The sequence below is a fragment of the Dyadobacter sp. CY312 genome, assembly GCF_021390535.1.
Classification (GTDB): domain Bacteria; phylum Bacteroidota; class Bacteroidia; order Cytophagales; family Spirosomataceae; genus Dyadobacter.
In genome coordinates, this window is sequence record NZ_JAJUXG010000005.1 from 1 (window position 1) to 17591 (window position 17591).

The 17591-nt window shown below is 44.3% G+C and carries 12 protein-coding genes; 5 read left to right on the forward strand and 7 right to left on the reverse strand.

The window, feature by feature from the left end:
• The 3 genes from LZG71_RS07680 to LZG71_RS07690 form a co-directional block, all read right to left on the reverse strand.
• Window positions 1-2113, reverse strand: a 2113-nt coding sequence (locus LZG71_RS07680; protein ID WP_233818699.1) for a pyrroloquinoline quinone-dependent dehydrogenase, incomplete at its 3' end; no start/stop codon positions are given.
• A 252-nt stretch (window positions 2114-2365) separates the two neighbouring features.
• Entirely contained in the window at window positions 2366-3835 is a 1470-nt protein-coding gene (locus tag LZG71_RS07685; RefSeq protein ID WP_233818701.1) for a RagB/SusD family nutrient uptake outer membrane protein, read from the reverse strand.
• Between the two features lie 26 nt (window positions 3836-3861).
• Window positions 3862-6888, reverse strand: a complete 3027-nt coding sequence (locus LZG71_RS07690) for a TonB-dependent receptor (protein WP_233818703.1) — start codon at window positions 6886-6888, stop codon at window positions 3862-3864.
• A gap of 233 nt (window positions 6889-7121) precedes the next feature.
• Here LZG71_RS07690 and LZG71_RS07695 point away from each other — a divergent pair, with 233 nt between their 5' ends.
• Window positions 7122-7997 carry an AraC family transcriptional regulator gene (locus LZG71_RS07695; RefSeq protein ID WP_233818705.1) on the forward strand — a complete coding sequence of 292 codons (876 nt, stop codon included), beginning with the start codon at window positions 7122-7124 and terminating at the stop codon, window positions 7995-7997.
• Here the strand turns inward: LZG71_RS07695 and LZG71_RS07700 are convergent.
• The 3 genes from LZG71_RS07700 to LZG71_RS07710 all read right to left on the reverse strand — a co-directional run bounded on the left by LZG71_RS07700 (window position 7991) and on the right by LZG71_RS07710 (window position 11428).
• Complete coding sequence (locus LZG71_RS07700) at window positions 7991-9175, reverse strand: MFS transporter (RefSeq protein ID WP_233818707.1); 1185 nt, start codon at window positions 9173-9175, stop codon at window positions 7991-7993. The two genes, LZG71_RS07695 and LZG71_RS07700, sit on opposite strands and share 7 nt — an antisense overlap.
• Window positions 9172-9906 (reverse strand): 6-phosphogluconolactonase, encoded by a 735-nt coding sequence (locus tag LZG71_RS07705; protein WP_233818709.1) that lies wholly within the window; start codon window positions 9904-9906, stop codon window positions 9172-9174. Before LZG71_RS07705 ends, LZG71_RS07700 begins: the two co-directional genes overlap by 4 nt.
• A 343-nt stretch (window positions 9907-10249) precedes the next feature.
• The gene (locus LZG71_RS07710) at window positions 10250-11428 is read right to left on the reverse strand and encodes a Gfo/Idh/MocA family protein (RefSeq protein ID WP_233818711.1); all 1179 of its coding nucleotides are present in this window, start codon (window positions 11426-11428) and stop codon (window positions 10250-10252) included.
• Between the two features lie 238 nt (window positions 11429-11666).
• Between LZG71_RS07710 and LZG71_RS07715 the strand changes: the two genes are divergently transcribed.
• Complete coding sequence (locus LZG71_RS07715) at window positions 11667-12851, forward strand: aromatic ring-hydroxylating dioxygenase subunit alpha (RefSeq protein ID WP_233818713.1); 1185 nt, start codon at window positions 11667-11669, stop codon at window positions 12849-12851.
• Window positions 12852-12868: 17 nt separating this feature from the next.
• On the opposite strand, the gene LZG71_RS07720 is transcribed toward LZG71_RS07715, so the two are convergent.
• The gene (locus LZG71_RS07720) at window positions 12869-13969 is read right to left on the reverse strand and encodes a PfkB family carbohydrate kinase (protein WP_233818715.1); all 1101 of its coding nucleotides are present in this window, start codon (window positions 13967-13969) and stop codon (window positions 12869-12871) included.
• 206 nt (window positions 13970-14175) lie between these two features.
• Between LZG71_RS07720 and LZG71_RS07725 the strand changes: the two genes are divergently transcribed.
• The 3 genes from LZG71_RS07725 (at window position 14176) to LZG71_RS07735 (ending at window position 17577) form a co-directional block, all read left to right on the forward strand.
• Window positions 14176-15057: an AraC family transcriptional regulator gene (locus LZG71_RS07725; RefSeq protein ID WP_233818717.1), complete on the forward strand. Its 882-nt coding sequence runs from the start codon at window positions 14176-14178 to the stop codon at window positions 15055-15057.
• Between the two features lie 188 nt (window positions 15058-15245).
• On the forward strand, window positions 15246-15851 hold the full coding sequence (locus tag LZG71_RS07730) for a gluconate 2-dehydrogenase subunit 3 family protein (protein WP_310587745.1): 606 nt from the start codon (window positions 15246-15248) through the stop codon (window positions 15849-15851).
• Window positions 15852-15861: 10 nt separating this feature from the next.
• Window positions 15862-17577, forward strand: a complete 1716-nt coding sequence (locus LZG71_RS07735) for a GMC family oxidoreductase (protein WP_233818719.1) — start codon at window positions 15862-15864, stop codon at window positions 17575-17577.
• Window positions 17578-17591: the final 14 nt, after the last annotated feature.

The window sequence follows — 17591 nt, forward strand, 5'->3', positions numbered from 1 at the left end:
ACGCAAAAGTTACATATCCACCTTTGTATTTTTTGTCTGGATTCGGGGTGACGCCTATCGTGATGTATTGTTTCCCGTTGATCGAATAAGTGGAGGGAATAGAATAGCCGCTGCCTGGTAATTCTTTATTCCAAAGCGTTTTGCCTGTTTTCTGATCGAATGCACGAAAGCGACCGTCACCCGTTGCCGCAATGAAAACGAGCCCGCCGGCTGTGGCAATTCCTCCGCCACGATTAAACAATCCTGAGTTTTTGATGCCCATTTTAGCCAGTTTCGGATCTTCACCCAGCGGAACCTGCCACAGAATTTCTCCTTTGTTGAGGTCAATGGCGTTTAATGTTCCGTAAGGCGGTTTAATAGCGAAATTGTCGTTTGCATCCTTATAGAAATCATAGCCCGAAAATCCGTAAGGTTCTTTGTGCACAACCGCTTCCTGTTTTGAAACAATGTTTTCGTCTTTCAAAAATGAAATGATCGCATCAATTTGTGGTTGGGGCAAATGATTGAATGAAGGCATCGGTTCCGCGCCTTTTTTAATAAAAATATCCAGCTTTTCGGCAGATAATAACTTTGCTCGTTTTGATATATCCGGCCCGAAATTGGTTCCCTTTTTATTCGCTCCATGGCAACTGCTGCAATACATTTTAAACAATTCTGCGCCACTCAGATTGTTGTCTGCCGCCAATCCTTTTATCTCTGTCAGTTTAAGAAACCAGGGCAAGTCAGCCGAGTTGACGAACATGACACCGGTGGCAGGATTTACCGATGCACCACCCCAGTTGGATCCTCCATGCGCAGTGGGCAAGATTACCGATCCGTTCAAATTTGGTGGCTCGTAAATGCCGGTTTGGTAGTTATTGTTTTTAATCTGATCTTTAAAATATTTGTTGAGCTCAGGAGTGATATCGGTAATGTATTCCTCCTTAAATCCTTGTCTGGCAAAAGGTTCTGGTTTGGTAGGGAATGGTTGTGTAGGCCAGGGTTTCTCTCCCGGCATATCGCTTTTGGTAGGCACAGGCACTTCTTTGATCGGAAATAACGGCTCGCCCGTTTCCCGGTTAAACAGGAAAATATAACCCAGCTTGGTCGCAAGTGCTACCGCATCAATGGACTTCCCATCGTGTTTTACTGTTAAAAGATTAGGCGGAGATCCATTGTCGCGATCCCAAAGGTCGTGGTGGGTGGTTTGAAAATGCCAGAGTCTTTTTCCCGTTTTGGCATCAAGCGCCAGCAAACAATTGGCAAACAAATTTTGCCCTTCCCGGTCGGCTCCGTAAAAGTCGAACGAAGGCGACGCCGTAGGGACATATACAATTCCCCGCTCCTGATCCAGAGCCATACCTGCCCAGCAGTTGGCTCCACCATTTTTGGCGCGGGCATTTTCAGGCCAGGTATCTGCTCCGAATTCTCCTTTTTTTGGTATCGTATTGAAGACCCATTTCAATGCGCCGGTGTTTACATCAAATGCCCGAATGTCTCCGGAAGTGGCCGGCAGTTCGTCCGGAACTTTGCAACCAACAATAAAAAGGTCATTGTATATTACTCCGGGTGCATTGGAAGTGACGTGTACAGCCTTCCTTTGCGATTCTTCAACCGACAGTCCGGTGTAAAAATCGACCCTTCCATTGGTGCCGAAGGTAGGATTTACTTTCCCCGTTTTCGCCTGCAAAGAGTAAAACGTTGATCCGTAAATGAAGAGAAGGAAATCTTCATTTTTACTTTCGTTGTGGTGAAAAGTGATTCCACGAGTCCAGGTGCTTATATCCGTACTGTCGGGTTTGAACTCCCAGATTTTCTTTCCTGTGGCGGCATCCAGAGCCACCAGCTTTTCAGTAGGCATGAAGGCATACATAACGCCATCGACAACCAACGGATTAAACAATACCGACGAACCATTTTCCTGGTCATCCTCATGCTGCCATACCACTTCCAGGCCAGTCACATTGCTGGTATCAATCTGAGAAAGTGTAGAGAATTTGTTGTTGGTAGCATCATGCCCAAATCCTGGCCATTGGTCTTCTTTGTTTTTTTGACAGGAAAGGAGGAAAGAGGATAAGACCACAATTGCCATTGCAGCTGGAATAATGGCTTTTATTCTTTTGTAGAAGGACATGTTATGCAAATCGGAATTACAGTTCTTAGATTGTAAAATGAAGTTGGTTACCAGTTGTCAGGTCGGTGAAAACAGTTTTATGAAGTCAAAAGTAAAGCTTAATTTAAATTCTTTGGCGAAATAATGCTAATTCAGTGTTTCGGTTTACCTATTGCCGCAATAGATAGCCAGACTTTGAAACCTGGTATTTAGAATGATGAAAGGAGCACGCGCCCAGTTGAAAGCACGCACTCCTCACCGAAACAGATGTATTTAGTAACCCGTGTTTTGTTTTAATTGCGGATTAAGTCCTATTTGGTTCAAAGGGATAGGATAAAGCTCTCTGTATTTTTCCGAAACAGGTTTAAACTGCCATGCCGAGGTAAACTTGTCAAACCTGATAAGATCCTGGCGGCGGTGAAGTTCCCATGCCATTTCACGTCCGCGTTCCGCAAGCAGGTTGGCGTCGGTTAGGGTGGAGAAGTTAGTTACACCTCTTTTACTGCGAATAGCGTTAATGTCAGCAAGAGCCGTTGGCATTTTTCCAAGCCTGTAATTGGCTTCCCCACGCATCAGATACACGTCGGATATACGATAGATTACAAAATCGTTACTCATATCAAAGTTCGCACCAACCTCCACCTCGTACTTAACCGAACGGTAACCTGCGAGCCTGGCTACCGGTCCTGCGTTCATTTTAAAGGCGGGAATTTCTTTTGTCAGAATAGCGGGAACGCCGTCGTCTTTCAGCGCTTCTCCACTTGAACTGTAAATCTGGCCGGTGAGCCACATATTTCTTCTTTGGTCGGTGGGCTCAAAACTGTCGTAGAATTCTGCCGATGTACAGTAACCGTTCCAGGGTGAAGAACCTAAATCGTAAGTGAATTGGTGGAGATAATGCAAGCCAGCCATCGGAGCAAAAAATCCCGTCCGTTTCGATTTATCATAAGGTGTGGAGAGGATAATTTCCGGAGAGTTTTCGTTGTTGACACTGAATGTCGACAGGAAGTCGCTCGATATGGTAAACTTGCCGGACTCTATAATCGCCGTGCACTGATCCACGGCTTTTTGCCATTGTGCCTCGCCTGTATACACCTTTGCGTTCAGATACAATTTTGCCAAAATCATATGTGCTACGTACTTTGACATTCGGCCATATTTTGCCCTTACATCTGTTGACAGGTTCGGGAGAGATTCCAGTAATTCTTTTTCCACAAAGTCGTAAACTTCTTTCCGCGTCCGTTGCCCTGAGTTACCCGAATCCACATTGGTAGCAATGATTACATTGCCAAAATTGTCCATGGCGATGTAGTGGTAAAATGCGCGTAACGTACGAAGCTCTGCCTGTGTTTCAGGATTGGCAAAACCCGGGTTGGTGATCTTTTCATTGATCTTGGCAATGTTGGAATACACCCACGTCCAGAGCCCGTCGAAACCGTAGAAGTTTGTTGGCCAGGTATGTTCTTCCATAAACTTCCATTCTGGTTCTCCCCAGTCGCCGCCACGGGTGGGAGCAAGTTGCTCGTCGGTAACACAGTTCAGGTATTCCAGTGTGTTCCAGTAATTGCCGAGCCCGCCATAGAGCGGCCCGATCAGCGTGTTGAGCTGTCCTTGCGACACCCCGAACTTGTCTCTTTCGACCTGATCTTTTACCACTTCGTCCAGATTGGTACAGCTCATAGCGATGAAAGTTGCCGTCCAAACCGCGAGGGATTTTATGCTGAATTTGCGTATTGAAGTCATATCAATTGTTTGCTAAATGTCTCGTATTAAAAAGTAAGATTTACGCCAAGCTGAAACGAACGCGTTTTGGGATAGATGTAACCAGAATCGACTCCAATGCTGCTTGGTTTTTGTTCATTTGCAGCGATGTTTCCGTTCACAGCCAGTTCCGGGTCAATGCCCGTGTACTTTGTAATGGTGAAGAGGTTGTTGCCTCCAATGTAGATTCTTGCATTCTGAATAATCCCTTTTGCAGGGATGTTGTAGCCAATCTGCCAGTTGTCGAGCCTGGCAAATGAACCGCTTTCCAACCAACGATCTGAAAGTGCCGGCGTGCTGTAATTGACAGGGAAGTCGGCAATGTCCCGGATCATGTTGTTTTCAAGAACACTTCCTGACAAGGTGAGATTTGAACGCAGGTTGTTCAGGATTTTATTTCCAAAAACACCTCTTAGCTGAAAGGAAAGATCAAAGTTTCCATGAGAGAAATTGTTTGTCCAGGAAATGGTTGTTTTTGGTATACCAATGCCTGATTCAAATTTTTTGGCATCTGCGTAGTTGGTTGATGTACTTCCATTTTCAGCTTCAAAAGTTACATTTCCGTCATCGTCATATCCTCTGAATTTCGGAACATAAAACTCACCCAGCGGATGATCTTCTCTGAGTTCTGATGCTGTTATGAGGCCAAGTCCGCGGCCATCAAAATTGTTATAAAGTATTTGTCCGGAATCAAAATTGTTACCGTTCAACCTCAGTATTTTATTGCTGTAAACTGAGCCCACAATGTTGGATGCCCATCGGAATTTGTTTCGTTCCAGCACCGTTCCGCCAAGTGAAAGCTCTATGCCTTTGTTGGACATTTGACCAATGTTTTTAAGAATGTTCCCAACAAAAATGTCAACGCCATTTTGAGCTACTGAATAATTGTAAAGCATGTCATTGGTACGTTTGTCGTACACTTCCAACGTACCTGAGATACGACCCTGGAATAACTCAAAGTCGAGTCCGAGATTCACCTGCGACAATACTTCCCAGCGTAAGTCCGGGTTGCTGTTCTGAATCACGTCCACACCGGGCAGATAATCTTTCAGGATCGGATCATAATAATTGTTGGTGGAAGGGCCATAGAGCAGCAAGGAGTTATATGGAGTAATACCTTCCGAATTTCCGGTTCGTCCCCATCCGGCTCTGAATTTCAGGTAGTTTAATGTTTTGTTGCCAGATAAAAAACCTTCATTGGAGATCGTCCAGCCTGCTGCTAAGGACGGGAACATACCCCATTTGTGGTTGGCTCCGAACTTGGAACTGCCATCTCTGCGTAACGTTGCCGTAAGATTAAATTTGTCGAGCAAATTGATGGTCGATCGACCGAAGAAAGAGATGAGTTTGTATGAATTGGCGAAAGACGTGGCATAATTGTTCTGCCCTCTGATCAGCGTTCCCTGATATCTGCCCAGATTATTATATCCAAAAAGACCATACAAATCAATATCCTGCAATGAGGGGTCGCCAATGTTGTTCCGGGCACCAAATCCGTCATTGGAAACCTCCTGGTAAGAATATCCTGCCAACAAATTGAAGCTGCCATTGTTGTTAAATTTTTTATTGTATTTAGCAGTCAGTTCCAGCAGTTTATCGTCCTGCTGATCGGTTTTTCTGGATGCCTCGCCAAGCATTCCTTTGTATGCTTTTACAGCCATATTGTATGCCGCACTTTCTACATTATTCTGGTAGCGGTAAGCTCCGTTTGCGCCCACACTGAAATTTTCAGTGAGATCGTAATTCAGATTCATAGAACCAATCAGAACATTGTTTTTGCGTTCGCTCTGGTAGTTATTTTGCATAGCCACCGGATTGAAGAGATCGAAGCTGCCATCAACCTCATAATAACTTCCATCGGCGTTGCGGACAGGGAGTGTAGGCAGGAACAACACAGCCCGATTGATGATACCATCATTGGCAAGATCGGAAACGGCGCGGGAAACGGTGAGGTTATACTGGATTTTGAGTTTATCACGCAGTGCCTTCTGATCAATATTCACCCGGCCGGTTGTTCTTTTGAAGCCCGTATTTTTTATTATTCCCTTGCGATCAATGTAGTTCAAAGAGCTGCGGTAAGAGAAATTTTCGTTGCCGCCGGAGAGTGCCAGTTCATGGTTATTGGTGTACCCGACACGTGAAATTTCCTTAATCCAGTCAGTATCATAACCCTGTCCATTCGGTCCTTTTGGAAATTTCAGATTGTCGTCCAAAGATCCGGCTCCTTTGATACGTAGTACCTGTGCACGGTATTCGTCTGCATTCATCAGGTCGAGGCGTTTGGAAATGCTTTCCGTTCCTACGTAATTGTTGAAATTGAGTGTTGCTTTGCCCGTTTTACCCCTTTTGGTTGTGATGATAATAACCCCATTGGCAGCGCGTGAACCATAAATTGCCGATGCACTCGCATCTTTGAGCACATCCACCCGATCAATATCCGAAGGAGAGATGCTATTGATAGGGATACCAATTACACCGTCCACCACATACAAAGGCTCACTTCCGCCGGCAAGTGATGTATACCCACGCAAACGAACCGTTGGCGATTGGTTTGGATCACCCGACGCTTGTGTGATGTTGAGCCCGGCAACTTTTCCCTGAATGGCCTGCAAAGGATTGGGGTTTATTCCGGCATTAAAATCCTTGGAAGATATCTGCGAAACGGCGCCGGTGAGGTCTTTTTTCTGAACGGTTCCGTAGCCAATCACAACCACTTCCGAAAGCGCCTTTTCGTCGGCTTCCATGGATATCGAAAGTCTGGTTTGTGCGCCTGTGCTCACTTCCTTGTTCACATATCCGACATAGGAGAATACCAGCGTTACCTCACCGTCGGTCTGAATCGAAAAGTTACCGTCGACATCTGTGGAGGTGCCATTGGTTGTTCCTTTTTTAATGACATTCACTCCCGGCAAAGGCTGATTACTGCGGGCATCAACAACAGTACCAGTTATGGTTTTTTGCTGAGCAACCAGCATCGTTGGAATCAGCAATAAAAGTGACAGATACTGAAATCCGTTTTTTCTGATTGTATTCATGGGCATGATGGTAAATCGGGTATTAACGTGGGACGATAAACTCAAAGAATTTAGGTTAAAATTGGTGATAACAGTCTGGTAACGGGTTGTTGTTATTATCCAATTATTTCTCTATTTTATCTTTATCCGGAATTTTGGCAGGAGTTAGTGGTTATGTCGGAAATGCTTTACCAATTTTGTAATAGTCATTTGCTACATTGTTATTATTTTTTGATTTGGCTGTTTTGTTACGTATGAAAAATCCCTGGTTTATTAAGATCCATTTTCCGCAAAGCAAAGCTTTCGACATCGTGAAAGTGTCGCGGCCTTACTTTGTGGTGCCCTGGCATTTTCATCCCGAGATCGAAATCATGTTTTTGACAAGTGGCTCAGGTACACGTTTCGTGGGAGATAGCATCGAAAGTTTTGATGCTCGTGAACTTGTGATGATGGGTGCTAATCTGGCGCATGTCTGGAAAAACGGAGAATCGCACTTCGGACAGCATGCGCAAAACCTGGCCGGAGCAACTTACATGGTGATGAAAGAAACGGCGATGGAAGACCTGCTCGATTACACGGAAATGGAACCTGTGAAAGATCTTTTTTTGAGAGCGAAACGAGGTATAAAGTTTGGCGAAGAAGTAACTGAAAGGGTGGGGGAAATGATACTGAACGCTTACCAGCAAACGGGACCGACCCAGCTCATTTCTTTCCTGAATATACTTAAAGAACTTGCCGAAACAGAAGACTATCGTTATCTGTGTCCGGCTCATTACCGCCAGAAAGTAGATGAGCACGACCTTGCCAAACTCGACAGTGTGCTCGATTACCTGATCATGAATTACAAAAATGAAGTACGGCTCGAAGATGTTGCCGACATTGCCAATATGTCTTTGACTGCATTCTGTCGGTATTTTAAGGAGCGTACACATAAAACCGTCATCCAGTTTTTGAATGAAATTCGTATTGAACAAGCCCAGCGAATGCTCGTGGAAACACAGGATAATGTGGAGAAGATAAGTGTGAAGTGCGGGTTCAATAACATCACGAATTTTTACCAGCAATTTCAGAAAGTAGTGGGCTTAACCCCACTGAATTTCAGAAAGAATAATCTTGCAAAAATTTATTGAATGTTGCTGACAGGTTTGTTTACCGGGATTTTGATAAACACAGCGATGAATACGCAAACCGCAGCCACCACGATTGCATTGATAAAAAATATGGACGAAATCCGCATGTGCATGTCGTACAGGTAGCCTGTCCAGAAGTTTCCAAGAATAGCGCCGAGGCCAAAGTAGGACGCATAGAGCAATGACTGCCCGGTGGCGCGGAGTTCTGTTTTTACAAGCAAATTGGTATACTCCACACAAACAACCCAGAACAGCGACCAGGACAAGCCGTGAAGCAAATCAATTCCCAGAGCCCATTCAGGAACATCTACGAGGCTATAAAGTAACATCCGCAGGGCAGATGCACCGGCACAGAGTAAAAGCGTTTTTTTGATCCCAAGCCGTCGAATAATGGGTACAGAGAAGAAAAAGAAAGGGATTTCGAATAGCCCCTGTAACGACAAACCAACGCCAACAAGTGAAGCCGATGCGCCGTTTTCTTTCATGTATATGGAATAGAAATTCCAGATGGTGGTAACAGCAGCGGAAATGAGCAGTACAGAAACCAGAAAATACAAGAGGCTTTTGTCGTTCAGGTATTTTAAACTTTTTAAAAGTGAAACCTGTGATTCCTGTTGAGCAGATGCTTTCGGGGATAATGTCAAAGAAATGAGAAAGGCGATGAACAGGCTGCCGGATGAGAAAAGATAGATCACCTTTGTGTCGACCTGATCAATGAAATAACCGGTAACGATGCCGGTTAATGCCCAGCCAATTGCACCTGCAACCCTTATGGATCCGTAGTTGAAAGTGGGAGAGGTCTCTACCAGTTCGAGGGTGAGACTATCCAGTATGGGTTGAATTCCATTGTAGAAAACCGACATGCAGACCGTTACGGCTGCCAACGCTATAAAAGAATTCCATTGGAGATAGAGCAAAAACGATATTCCAGCCAGTAGTGTCGAAGCAAGCATACACTTGCGAAACCCGATTCTGTCGGCCAGAAATCCGTAAACCGGCTGGATCAGAAACATGGTAATGGGCGTGATGTTGATGATCATCGCGATTTCTATTCCCGAAAATCCCCGTGCTTTCAGGTCGTCCGCGAAAACGGGCAACCATGCCGCCGTGCAACAAATTACCAGCAGGTACAAAATGCGTAGCTGGTTTGCAGGGGAAAGGAATCTGGCAGAAATCATTCTTGCGGCTTTAATAAGGACGCAGCATTGCGGTCGATCATTACATGGCCATTTTCCAGCTCACGCATCATCGTCGCGGGTACTGTTGTGGTGATTTCCCCTTCCAGTGTTTCGCGGATTATCGGCGCCTTTCTTTCTCCGGAAGCCATTAAGATTGCCGTTTTTGCCTCCCGAACGTATTGTAATCCCAATGTGATGCCTTTCGATAACTGTGTTTTTCCTTCAAAGTATTTCTGACCCACCGTTCTTGTGGTTTCGTCGAGATCAATGACATGCGAATATAGATTTTGAGGGACTCCGGGCTCATTGAAGCCGATGTGTCCATTCATGCCAATACCGACAATGATCATGTCAAGGCTACCTTTTTTCAGGATAAATTTGTCCATTGTCTCACATTCCTGACTCAGATCTTCGGTAAGCGCATTAAAAAGCCTGTATTGATCTACGGACAAATTTAAAGGCTGAATAAGATTGGAATGCAGAAAATAGGCACAGCTTCCCGGATTTTCAGGAGTAATATCAATCCATTCGTCCAGACCGATCAAGGTGAATTTACTTGTTTCAATTTTCTCGGATTTTAATAGCGTCACCAGCAAATTATAAGCGAGTAATGGTGATTCTCCCGAGGCAAAGCAGATTACGGAATCAGGTTTGGTTTTTATCTGCTCAGCAATAAGCCTCGCCACCCGGAATGATAAGTCAGCGTGATCGTCGAATATGTGTGTGGTCATTTGACATTGTATTTTATTTCAGGAACTGCAAAAGTGGTGGTTATTTTTTAGGAGTTAATGTTGCGTACCTACGGCACTTGGGAAAAACTGTTTGTTTTATTGTTCTACCAATATTTCATCCCTACGGGATTTTTGAAATCTACTTAGAAAAATAGTGAAACGGATTTCAAATTCTACACCACCATCTCAATTTAAAGTACTGTGTAATTCTGAATCAATATGCAATCCTGTTAGGGATGTCTTATTGATAGAAAATTGATGTTCAGGTTAAGAGTAAGTGCCGTAAGTACGTAACATTTTGAACCTACGGCACTTTAAAAAATCGCTACTGGAAATATCTACATTAAACCAAAGGCCATTTAAAGTTCGATTTCAGCTGAATTCTTGTGCCCGTTGCCTGAGATTTTCTTGCGGCTTCAATGATCTCGAGAACATGTAGCGAGTGTAAAGTCGTTATAATCGGATCCACACCTTTTGACATACTTTCGGAAATTGCACTGGCACCTTGTTGCCAGACAAATGAACCGGTGTCAGTTGCAAACCGCTGCGTTTTCTCATGCTCTTCTGTTGCCATATCCACTCCGGTTGGCGCCCAGTCGTAGCCGATAAGCTGCATGTTCCCTTTCGTTCCCCAAATCGAAATAGTGGGCTTGTCCTGTCCGCTTCCTTCATGTCCGTAAGGATCAAAGTAGTTGAAACCGCTCTGTACATGCGATAAAGCGCCGCTTGCATGTTCCATAAGCACCATGCTGTTATCTTCTTCTTCTACTTTAATCGGAGCATTACGGTTGTCGACTTTGCGGGTTGGGGTTATGATATTGAGCATCGCTACCACCGATTTTACAGGTCCTAGCAATCCGGTGAGTGTAGCCATGTTGTACACGGCAAGATCGGGCATACTTCCACCTAGTTTTTCATAGAAAAACGCCGACCAGGTTGGTCCGAGATGACCATAATGTGCATGCGCAGCAGATACTTTTCCGAGTTTTCCTTCCTGCACCGCTTTCGACATAAAGGCAAATTGCGGACTCATGATCACAGCCGGAGCTCCCCAAATTTTCAGGTTCTTTTTCTTTGCAAGATCCATCAGCGACTTACCTTCCATATAGCTGTTCGCCATTGGTTTCTCGCTCCAAATATTTTTGCCACTGTCAAGGCCGATTTTGTTGAGCCTGCCGTGTTCCTGCATATTGGTCAGGTTCACCAAAAGGTCAAATTCTGCTCCCGCAAGCATCTTTTCGATGGATGGGTAATAATTGGGGATGGCATATTTGGCAGCTGCCGATTTTGCTCTTTCTTCAACGATATCACAGGCACTCACCAAGGTTACATAAGGAGATTTGCTCAAATGCGGGAAATACTGACCCGATACGCTACCACAACCAATAACACCTATGCGGATTTTTTTTATGTCTTCGGAGCTACCTGCCATCAAACCTGGTGGAAAAAATGACGCAATAGCACCCATTATTCCCACCTGTCGGATAAATTCCTTGCGTGAAATGTCATTTTGATTTTGCATACTGAAACGTTCTTTGGTTGTGACATTGGTTCATTGTAATGACCAAAAATTGCACGCTTCAAGTTCAGCAGCAAGCGCAATTGAAAAAAAGATAAAATTCTAAGAAAATACTGTAGATATCGGCAAACTTTGTGGAGAGGTTGGAGTTCCGACAACTGCTAAGTTTACATTATGAACAGGGAATGATCTATTACAATTTGGCTTGTCGCAAAATCTGCTGTATTAAAACCGAAGAACTATGAATACCATATCGCTGATCGAAAACTATGAGTCTGGTGAAAGTCTGCCGCAGGCGTTTTACACAGATAAGGAAATATTTGAAATGGATATGAAACATATCTGGCAGCGATATTGGCTTTTTGCAGGTGTAACGGCGGATATTCCTAAAAAGGGAGACTATTTTACTTACAAGGTTCATCACGATTCAATCATCATTATCAGGGACGATCAGGGTGGAGTTACGGCGCATTATAACACTTGCAGGCACAGGGGATCATTAATTTGTACCAAAGAGCAGGGGAATGCCCCTAAATTGATGTGTCCTTACCATCAGTGGGTTTACAACAAGGATGGCTCGCTCCTGAAAGCCAGACACATGCCCGACGATTTTGATAAATCTGAATTTGACCTTCATCCGGTTCACGTACGCATTGTTGAAGGGCTGATCTTCATTTCGCTGGCCGACAGTCCTCCTGATTTTGAACCGGTGCAAGCTGGCTTCGGGCCTTTTCTCAAACCATTTAAAATTCCCAGCGCCAAAGTAGCGGCAAAGAAGCGATATGTGCTCAGGACAAACTGGAAGCTGATCACCGAAAATTTCCGGGAATGTTACCATTGCGGCGCAGCACATCCGGAGTATTGCAGAGCAGTTGTTGGAGCAAATATGAAGGAATCGGCAGACGAAGAGTTACTGCAAAAGCAGGTTGAATGGTCTGCAAAAGGTTTGGCAACAAAGGGAATTGACTTTGTAGATGACTCATTCCATTTTGCAGTGCGTTATCCGCTGCGTTCCCATGTTGAAAGTTACAGTCTGGATGGCAAAGCGGTTTCGGTACCGATGGGCGATCACCAGGATTATGATGCCGGGGTGTTGGGTTTGGTTTGTTATCCCAATTTCTGGATCGATGCCGTGAGTGATTACGTTTGGACCATGCGCATTACACCTGTGAGTGCTTCAAAATGCTATGTGGATTTGTCGTGGCTGGTGGATGAAAACGCGGTGGAAGGCAAAGATTATGATGTAGAGCGGCTGATTGAATTTTGGAAAGTTACCGGAGAGCAGGATTGGGAACTGTGTGAGAACAATTACAGCGGAATAGAATCGTCGAGATATCAACCCGGTCCCTATGCGCCGTCAGAACTGGATGTAGTGAAATTTGTGGACTGGTACATGGGCCGGCTGAAAGAAGGAATCGGCGGATAAGGGCATTGTAATATCCTTTATCGCTTTTGAAGCACATGTTCTAATTGCGGACTTTGCCCGGTTGAAATATAGTTACGAGTAACCTCGTGCCCCATTTCGAGCGCTTCCGCAGGGGTCATTCCTAAAAGCAGGGCTGCACAAAAACCCGTGTTGAAGTTGTCGCCTGCGCCGGTCAGCAGTTTGGGGTTGGATATTTTTTGAGTCTCTTTTGTAACAATTCCATCTGCATTGCAGCAGCAGGCCGTTGTGGAATGGTGTATCAGCACCGTATGTATTCCCGTCGCGTCATGAATCGCTTTTGCCGTTTCTTCTATTCGTGGTGTGTGTCCTTTATACAAAGCCTTGTAAATCCATGTCGATTCGTTCATATTCAGGCTTAACACCACATTCCAGTAGTCGCCAAATCGCCTGATAAGTTCCAGCGCTTCCAGAAGTTCAACATTTGTTTTTTTAGAACAATCCGACAAGTCGAACAATCCAATTGGTTTTGACTGAATTTGAGAACTAAAGGGCAACACTTCCGTCAGCAATCCCCGCCACACGTCGCTGGAATGTGCCAGTTCGCTCCAATTAAGCAATCCAATCAGATCTTTACCTGAAAAAAGTTTTATTAACAATTCCAGACCAATTGTTTCCTTGATATACGACCAATCTGCATTGTTGATCTGTGTCGACTCCGCCAGCATCATTTTGTTGTTTCTAAACTCAATAGCTGTGCTCATTCCTGGCTCAGCATAGCTATGGAATGTACAGTTGGCCGACATTTGTTGCTCAAAAATGTGGTGTATGTCGGGTAAACCCAGTGCGCCAATACAATCTACTTTACAACCCAAACGCGCAAAAGCATTGGCTGTGATGGGCATATTTCCGCCAACTTTGAAAATTTCCTGATGCAGTTCCAGCGAAAAATTCTTGTCGGCCTTGTCGATGATATAAGATCCGAACTCGGTGCTGTCTTCAAAATAGTGTTCCACTCCGTCTGCACCCTTGGTTTTAACGATTTTAACGATGGAATCAATGTAGCCATCGAATCCCAGCGTTATTTTTTTGGAATTTAATTCTTCGAGAAGATGCTCCTTGGAATACCCGGATTTTTGATGTGTGTTGACGACTAACATGTATAAACCTTTTAAAAAGAGAGAATTCGATGCAAACGGAATCATGTCCAATAGGATCCTTCCTTATGAGGCAAGGTAGGAGTAAATACTGGCACACATCTACGTTGTTTTATCTGGCTCTTACAGGATTTTATCAAATTATAAGATGACTATATTAATTGAAAGGATTCATGTATTATTGCTAAAAATAATATGATTAAATCATCATGGATGCATCATTTTCTAATTTTTTGCCTGATTCTGAGAATAATGCCGGAGCGAATATCTGTTTCCTGAACGTTGAAGATCGCAGTCATTTTGTAAAACATACTGATGTTAATACTGAACTGATTTGTGTGTTATCAGGTAATCCTTCCTTGTTGGTTGGGAGTCATGTTGAAAAATGCCGTTCAGGCGATTTCCTTTTGATCGGGAAGGATTTGTTACATGCTGTACAAATTGAGCCGGGTGAATATGCAGAACTGGTAATTCTTCATCTTAATGATAAATTTTTAGACGATACCGTAGTCATTTTAAAAGATTTTCAGCCAGTCGGCGACCTGTTTGGGCAACGTAACCGGGGACTTCTTTGGAGAAACCAATCACGGGATTTGATAACCGCTGTGCTCAATTTGAAAACGGCAAGTGGCATTGCAGCTGTTGTCGGGCTTATTGAGGTCTTGTCGGAATTAGCCTCTCAAAAAGAATATCATGCTTTAAACCAGATACGCTCTGCCCCGGTTTTCGCGCATGACATAACGGAGGAAAAGATAAAAAGGGTTTTTGACTTTACACGAGTCCATTACCGCGAGGCCATAACCTTACAACAGGTTGCCTCGCAGGTGAACTTCACGGTAACCTCGTTTTGTCGTTATTTTAAGAAGATGACCGGGAAAAACTATTACAATTATTTGAATGAGGTCCGCATTGATAACGCGTGCTATATTTTGATGGAAAACAATTCAAAGAGCATTGAAGAAGTATGTTACATTGTTGGATATAGCAGTCCGTCAACGTTTTACAAGCACTTTAAAAAAATAGTGAACATGACACCAACCGAGTATCAGGATAAAGCAATGGCGGGAAGCAGAAGTATTAGTGCTGCCTGAATTTTAGATTTTATAGTTTCACGAAAAGTGGTTTGCAAAATGAATAGGTCAATTTCTGTACTGGAAATTGACCTATTTGTATTCAAAATCAGATTATTCGGGTAGAATTCCAACATCATTTTGCTTCTATGATTTTAGTGAAAACAAGAAAATAGGTCACTTTCAAATTTTCAAGTTGATATAATCCAATGATGAACCGAAGAGAGGTACTAAAAAGTGTTGCTGTGATGTTGGGTGGTGCTTTTTCGGCTCCAACATTAATGGCTATGGATAACTGGGAGAGAAAAGTTACTGCGAACGCAGAAAATCTTCAATTAACAGAAATCCAGAAAAATATCGTAGCGGAAGTTGCAGAGATGATCATTCCAAGAACCAATACACCGGGAGCAAAAGATGCCGGTGTTCCTGCTTTTGTCGTAATGATGTTGCAGGATTGCTACCGGAAACCGGAGCATCTCAGTTTTGTTGCCGGCGTGCAGGATCTGGAAAAACGTGGGTTTCTTTCTCTAAACCAACAGGAAAAAACCAAATTACTTAAAGCCGTGGAGGCAGATACGGTACAGCAGATGATCGCGTACAATGTGCAGCAAACCAAGATGGGCGATAACGAAGACCGGGAACAAATGAAGGAGGTGCCCAAAGGACTGCCATATTGGAGGCTGATGAAGGAGCTTACGTTGCTCGGCTATTTTACTTCTGAGGCGGGTATAAAAGCGTCGTTTGATTACGTGCCCATTCCCGGCAAGCTGGAAATAACCAAACTAAAACCCGGACAAAAAGCTTTCGCCTACTGAACTCACTACCATGAACTTAAATTTAAACGTTGCAAAAACACATACCTTCGATGCCATTGTTGTGGGCTCTGGAATGACTGGCGGAATGGCTGCAAAAGAACTCACCAAGCGCGGTTTGCAAGTTCTCATGATTGAACGGGGACGTGAAGTAAAACACATCGAAGGCTACGACACAGCCATGAAATCTCCATGGGAATTTGAACACAGGGGAAAAGTTTCCATTCATTCGGCGGAAGAATATTGGGCCAACAACCGCTTCGGGACGTTGGCAAATGAGGAAACAGGTGGTTTTTTTACCGATGACAAAAAGAATCCATACATAGAAAAACGACCGTTCGACTGGATCAGAGCATATCACACCGGAGGGAAATCCATGCACTGGGGCAGGCAGTCGTACCGGATGAACCGACAGGATTTTGAAGCAAATGCAAAAGATGGAATCGCCATCGACTGGCCGATACGCTACGATGACATTGAACCCTGGTATGCACATGTGGAAAAATTTGTAGGTATCAGCGGACAAAAAGAAGGGTTGGAAGTGTTGCCCGACGGACATTTTTTGCCAGCCATGCCGATGTATTCCCCTGAGCTGCATTTCAAGAACGCAATAGCGAAGAAGTTGAATCGCCCCGTAACAATTGGACGGATTGCCAACCTGACCAAACCGCAACCTTGGCATACCGATTTGGGTAGGGCGTCGTGCCAGTACAGGAGCAAATGTGCACGTGGTTGTCCGTATGGAGGGTATTACAGCTCACTTTCAGGGTCGATTCCGGCTGCCCGTAAAACGGACCGGCTTTCTGTTTTGCATGATACCATTGTTTCAGAAATCATTTATGACGAGAAGACGCAAAAGGCGAAGGGTGTTCGGGTGATCAATCAGAATACGATGGCTGTTGAGGAGTATTTTGCCAAAATTGTATTCCTGAATGCCGGTTCAATGAATACGGCTGCGTTGTTGCTGAATTCTGTATCAAACCGCTTTCCAACTGGTCTGGGTAACGATAGTGATCAGGTAGGGCGAAACATTATGGATCATCATTTGGGTGTTGGCGCCACCTCGACTGTTGAAGGTTTTAAAGATGATTACGTTTTTGGTCAAAGACCCAACGCACTTTATATTCCAAGATTCCGGAATTGGGGGAATGATAAACAAAGCTTTTTGAGAGGTTACGGTTATCAGGGCGGAGCAAGCCGTGCCGACTGGAAAAGGGGAGTGACGCAGGATGGATTCGGTGCCGACTTCAAGGAAGATCTTACACAACCCGGAAGCTGGAATGTCGGTTTTGGTGGCTTCGGCGAAGTGTTGCCTGATCCTGAAAACCGCATGTATCTTGATAAAGAAAAAAAGGATAAATGGGGTGTTCCGTTAATTGTTTTCGATGCGGCTTTTGGTGAAAACGAAATAGCCATGCGGAAGGATATGATGAGCTCGGCTGTGGAAATGCTGGAAGCTGCGGGCTTCAAAAATGTGACAGGTTACAACCGGCAGGATACGCATCTTGGTCTTGGGATCCATGACATGGGTACAGCGCGAATGGGAAAAGACCCGAAGAGTTCTGTTCTCAATAAATTCAATCAGGTACATGCCTGTAAAAATGTGTTTGTCACAGACGGCGCAGCAATGGTGTCATCTTCCTGCGTGAATCCGTCGATCACATATATGGCGATGACCGCACGTGCAGCGGATCATGCGGTAAAGGAATTGAATAAGAAAAATTTGTGATAGATAAGAATGTT

Bases quoted from the DNA above. Each gene is read 5' to 3' on its own strand.
- LZG71_RS07695 (WP_233818705.1), top strand. From the start codon at position 7,122: ATGAAAAATCCCTGGTTTATTAAGATCCATTTTCCGCAAAGCAAAGCT.
- LZG71_RS07725 (WP_233818717.1), top strand. From the start codon at position 14,176: ATGGATGCATCATTTTCTAATTTTTTGCCTGATTCTGAGAATAATGCC.
- LZG71_RS07720 (WP_233818715.1), bottom strand. From the start codon at position 13,969: ATGTTAGTCGTCAACACACATCAAAAATCCGGGTATTCCAAGGAGCAT.
- LZG71_RS07705 (WP_233818709.1), bottom strand. From the start codon at position 9,906: ATGACCACACACATATTCGACGATCACGCTGACTTATCATTCCGGGTG.
- LZG71_RS07730 (WP_310587745.1), top strand. From the start codon at position 15,246: ATGATGAACCGAAGAGAGGTACTAAAAAGTGTTGCTGTGATGTTGGGT.
- LZG71_RS07710 (WP_233818711.1), bottom strand. From the start codon at position 11,428: ATGCAAAATCAAAATGACATTTCACGCAAGGAATTTATCCGACAGGTG.
- LZG71_RS07735 (WP_233818719.1), top strand. From the start codon at position 15,862: ATGAACTTAAATTTAAACGTTGCAAAAACACATACCTTCGATGCCATT.
- LZG71_RS07690 (WP_233818703.1), bottom strand. From the start codon at position 6,888: ATGAATACAATCAGAAAAAACGGATTTCAGTATCTGTCACTTTTATTG.
- LZG71_RS07685 (WP_233818701.1), bottom strand. From the start codon at position 3,835: ATGACTTCAATACGCAAATTCAGCATAAAATCCCTCGCGGTTTGGACG.
- LZG71_RS07715 (WP_233818713.1), top strand. From the start codon at position 11,667: ATGAATACCATATCGCTGATCGAAAACTATGAGTCTGGTGAAAGTCTG.
- LZG71_RS07700 (WP_233818707.1), bottom strand. From the start codon at position 9,175: ATGATTTCTGCCAGATTCCTTTCCCCTGCAAACCAGCTACGCATTTTG.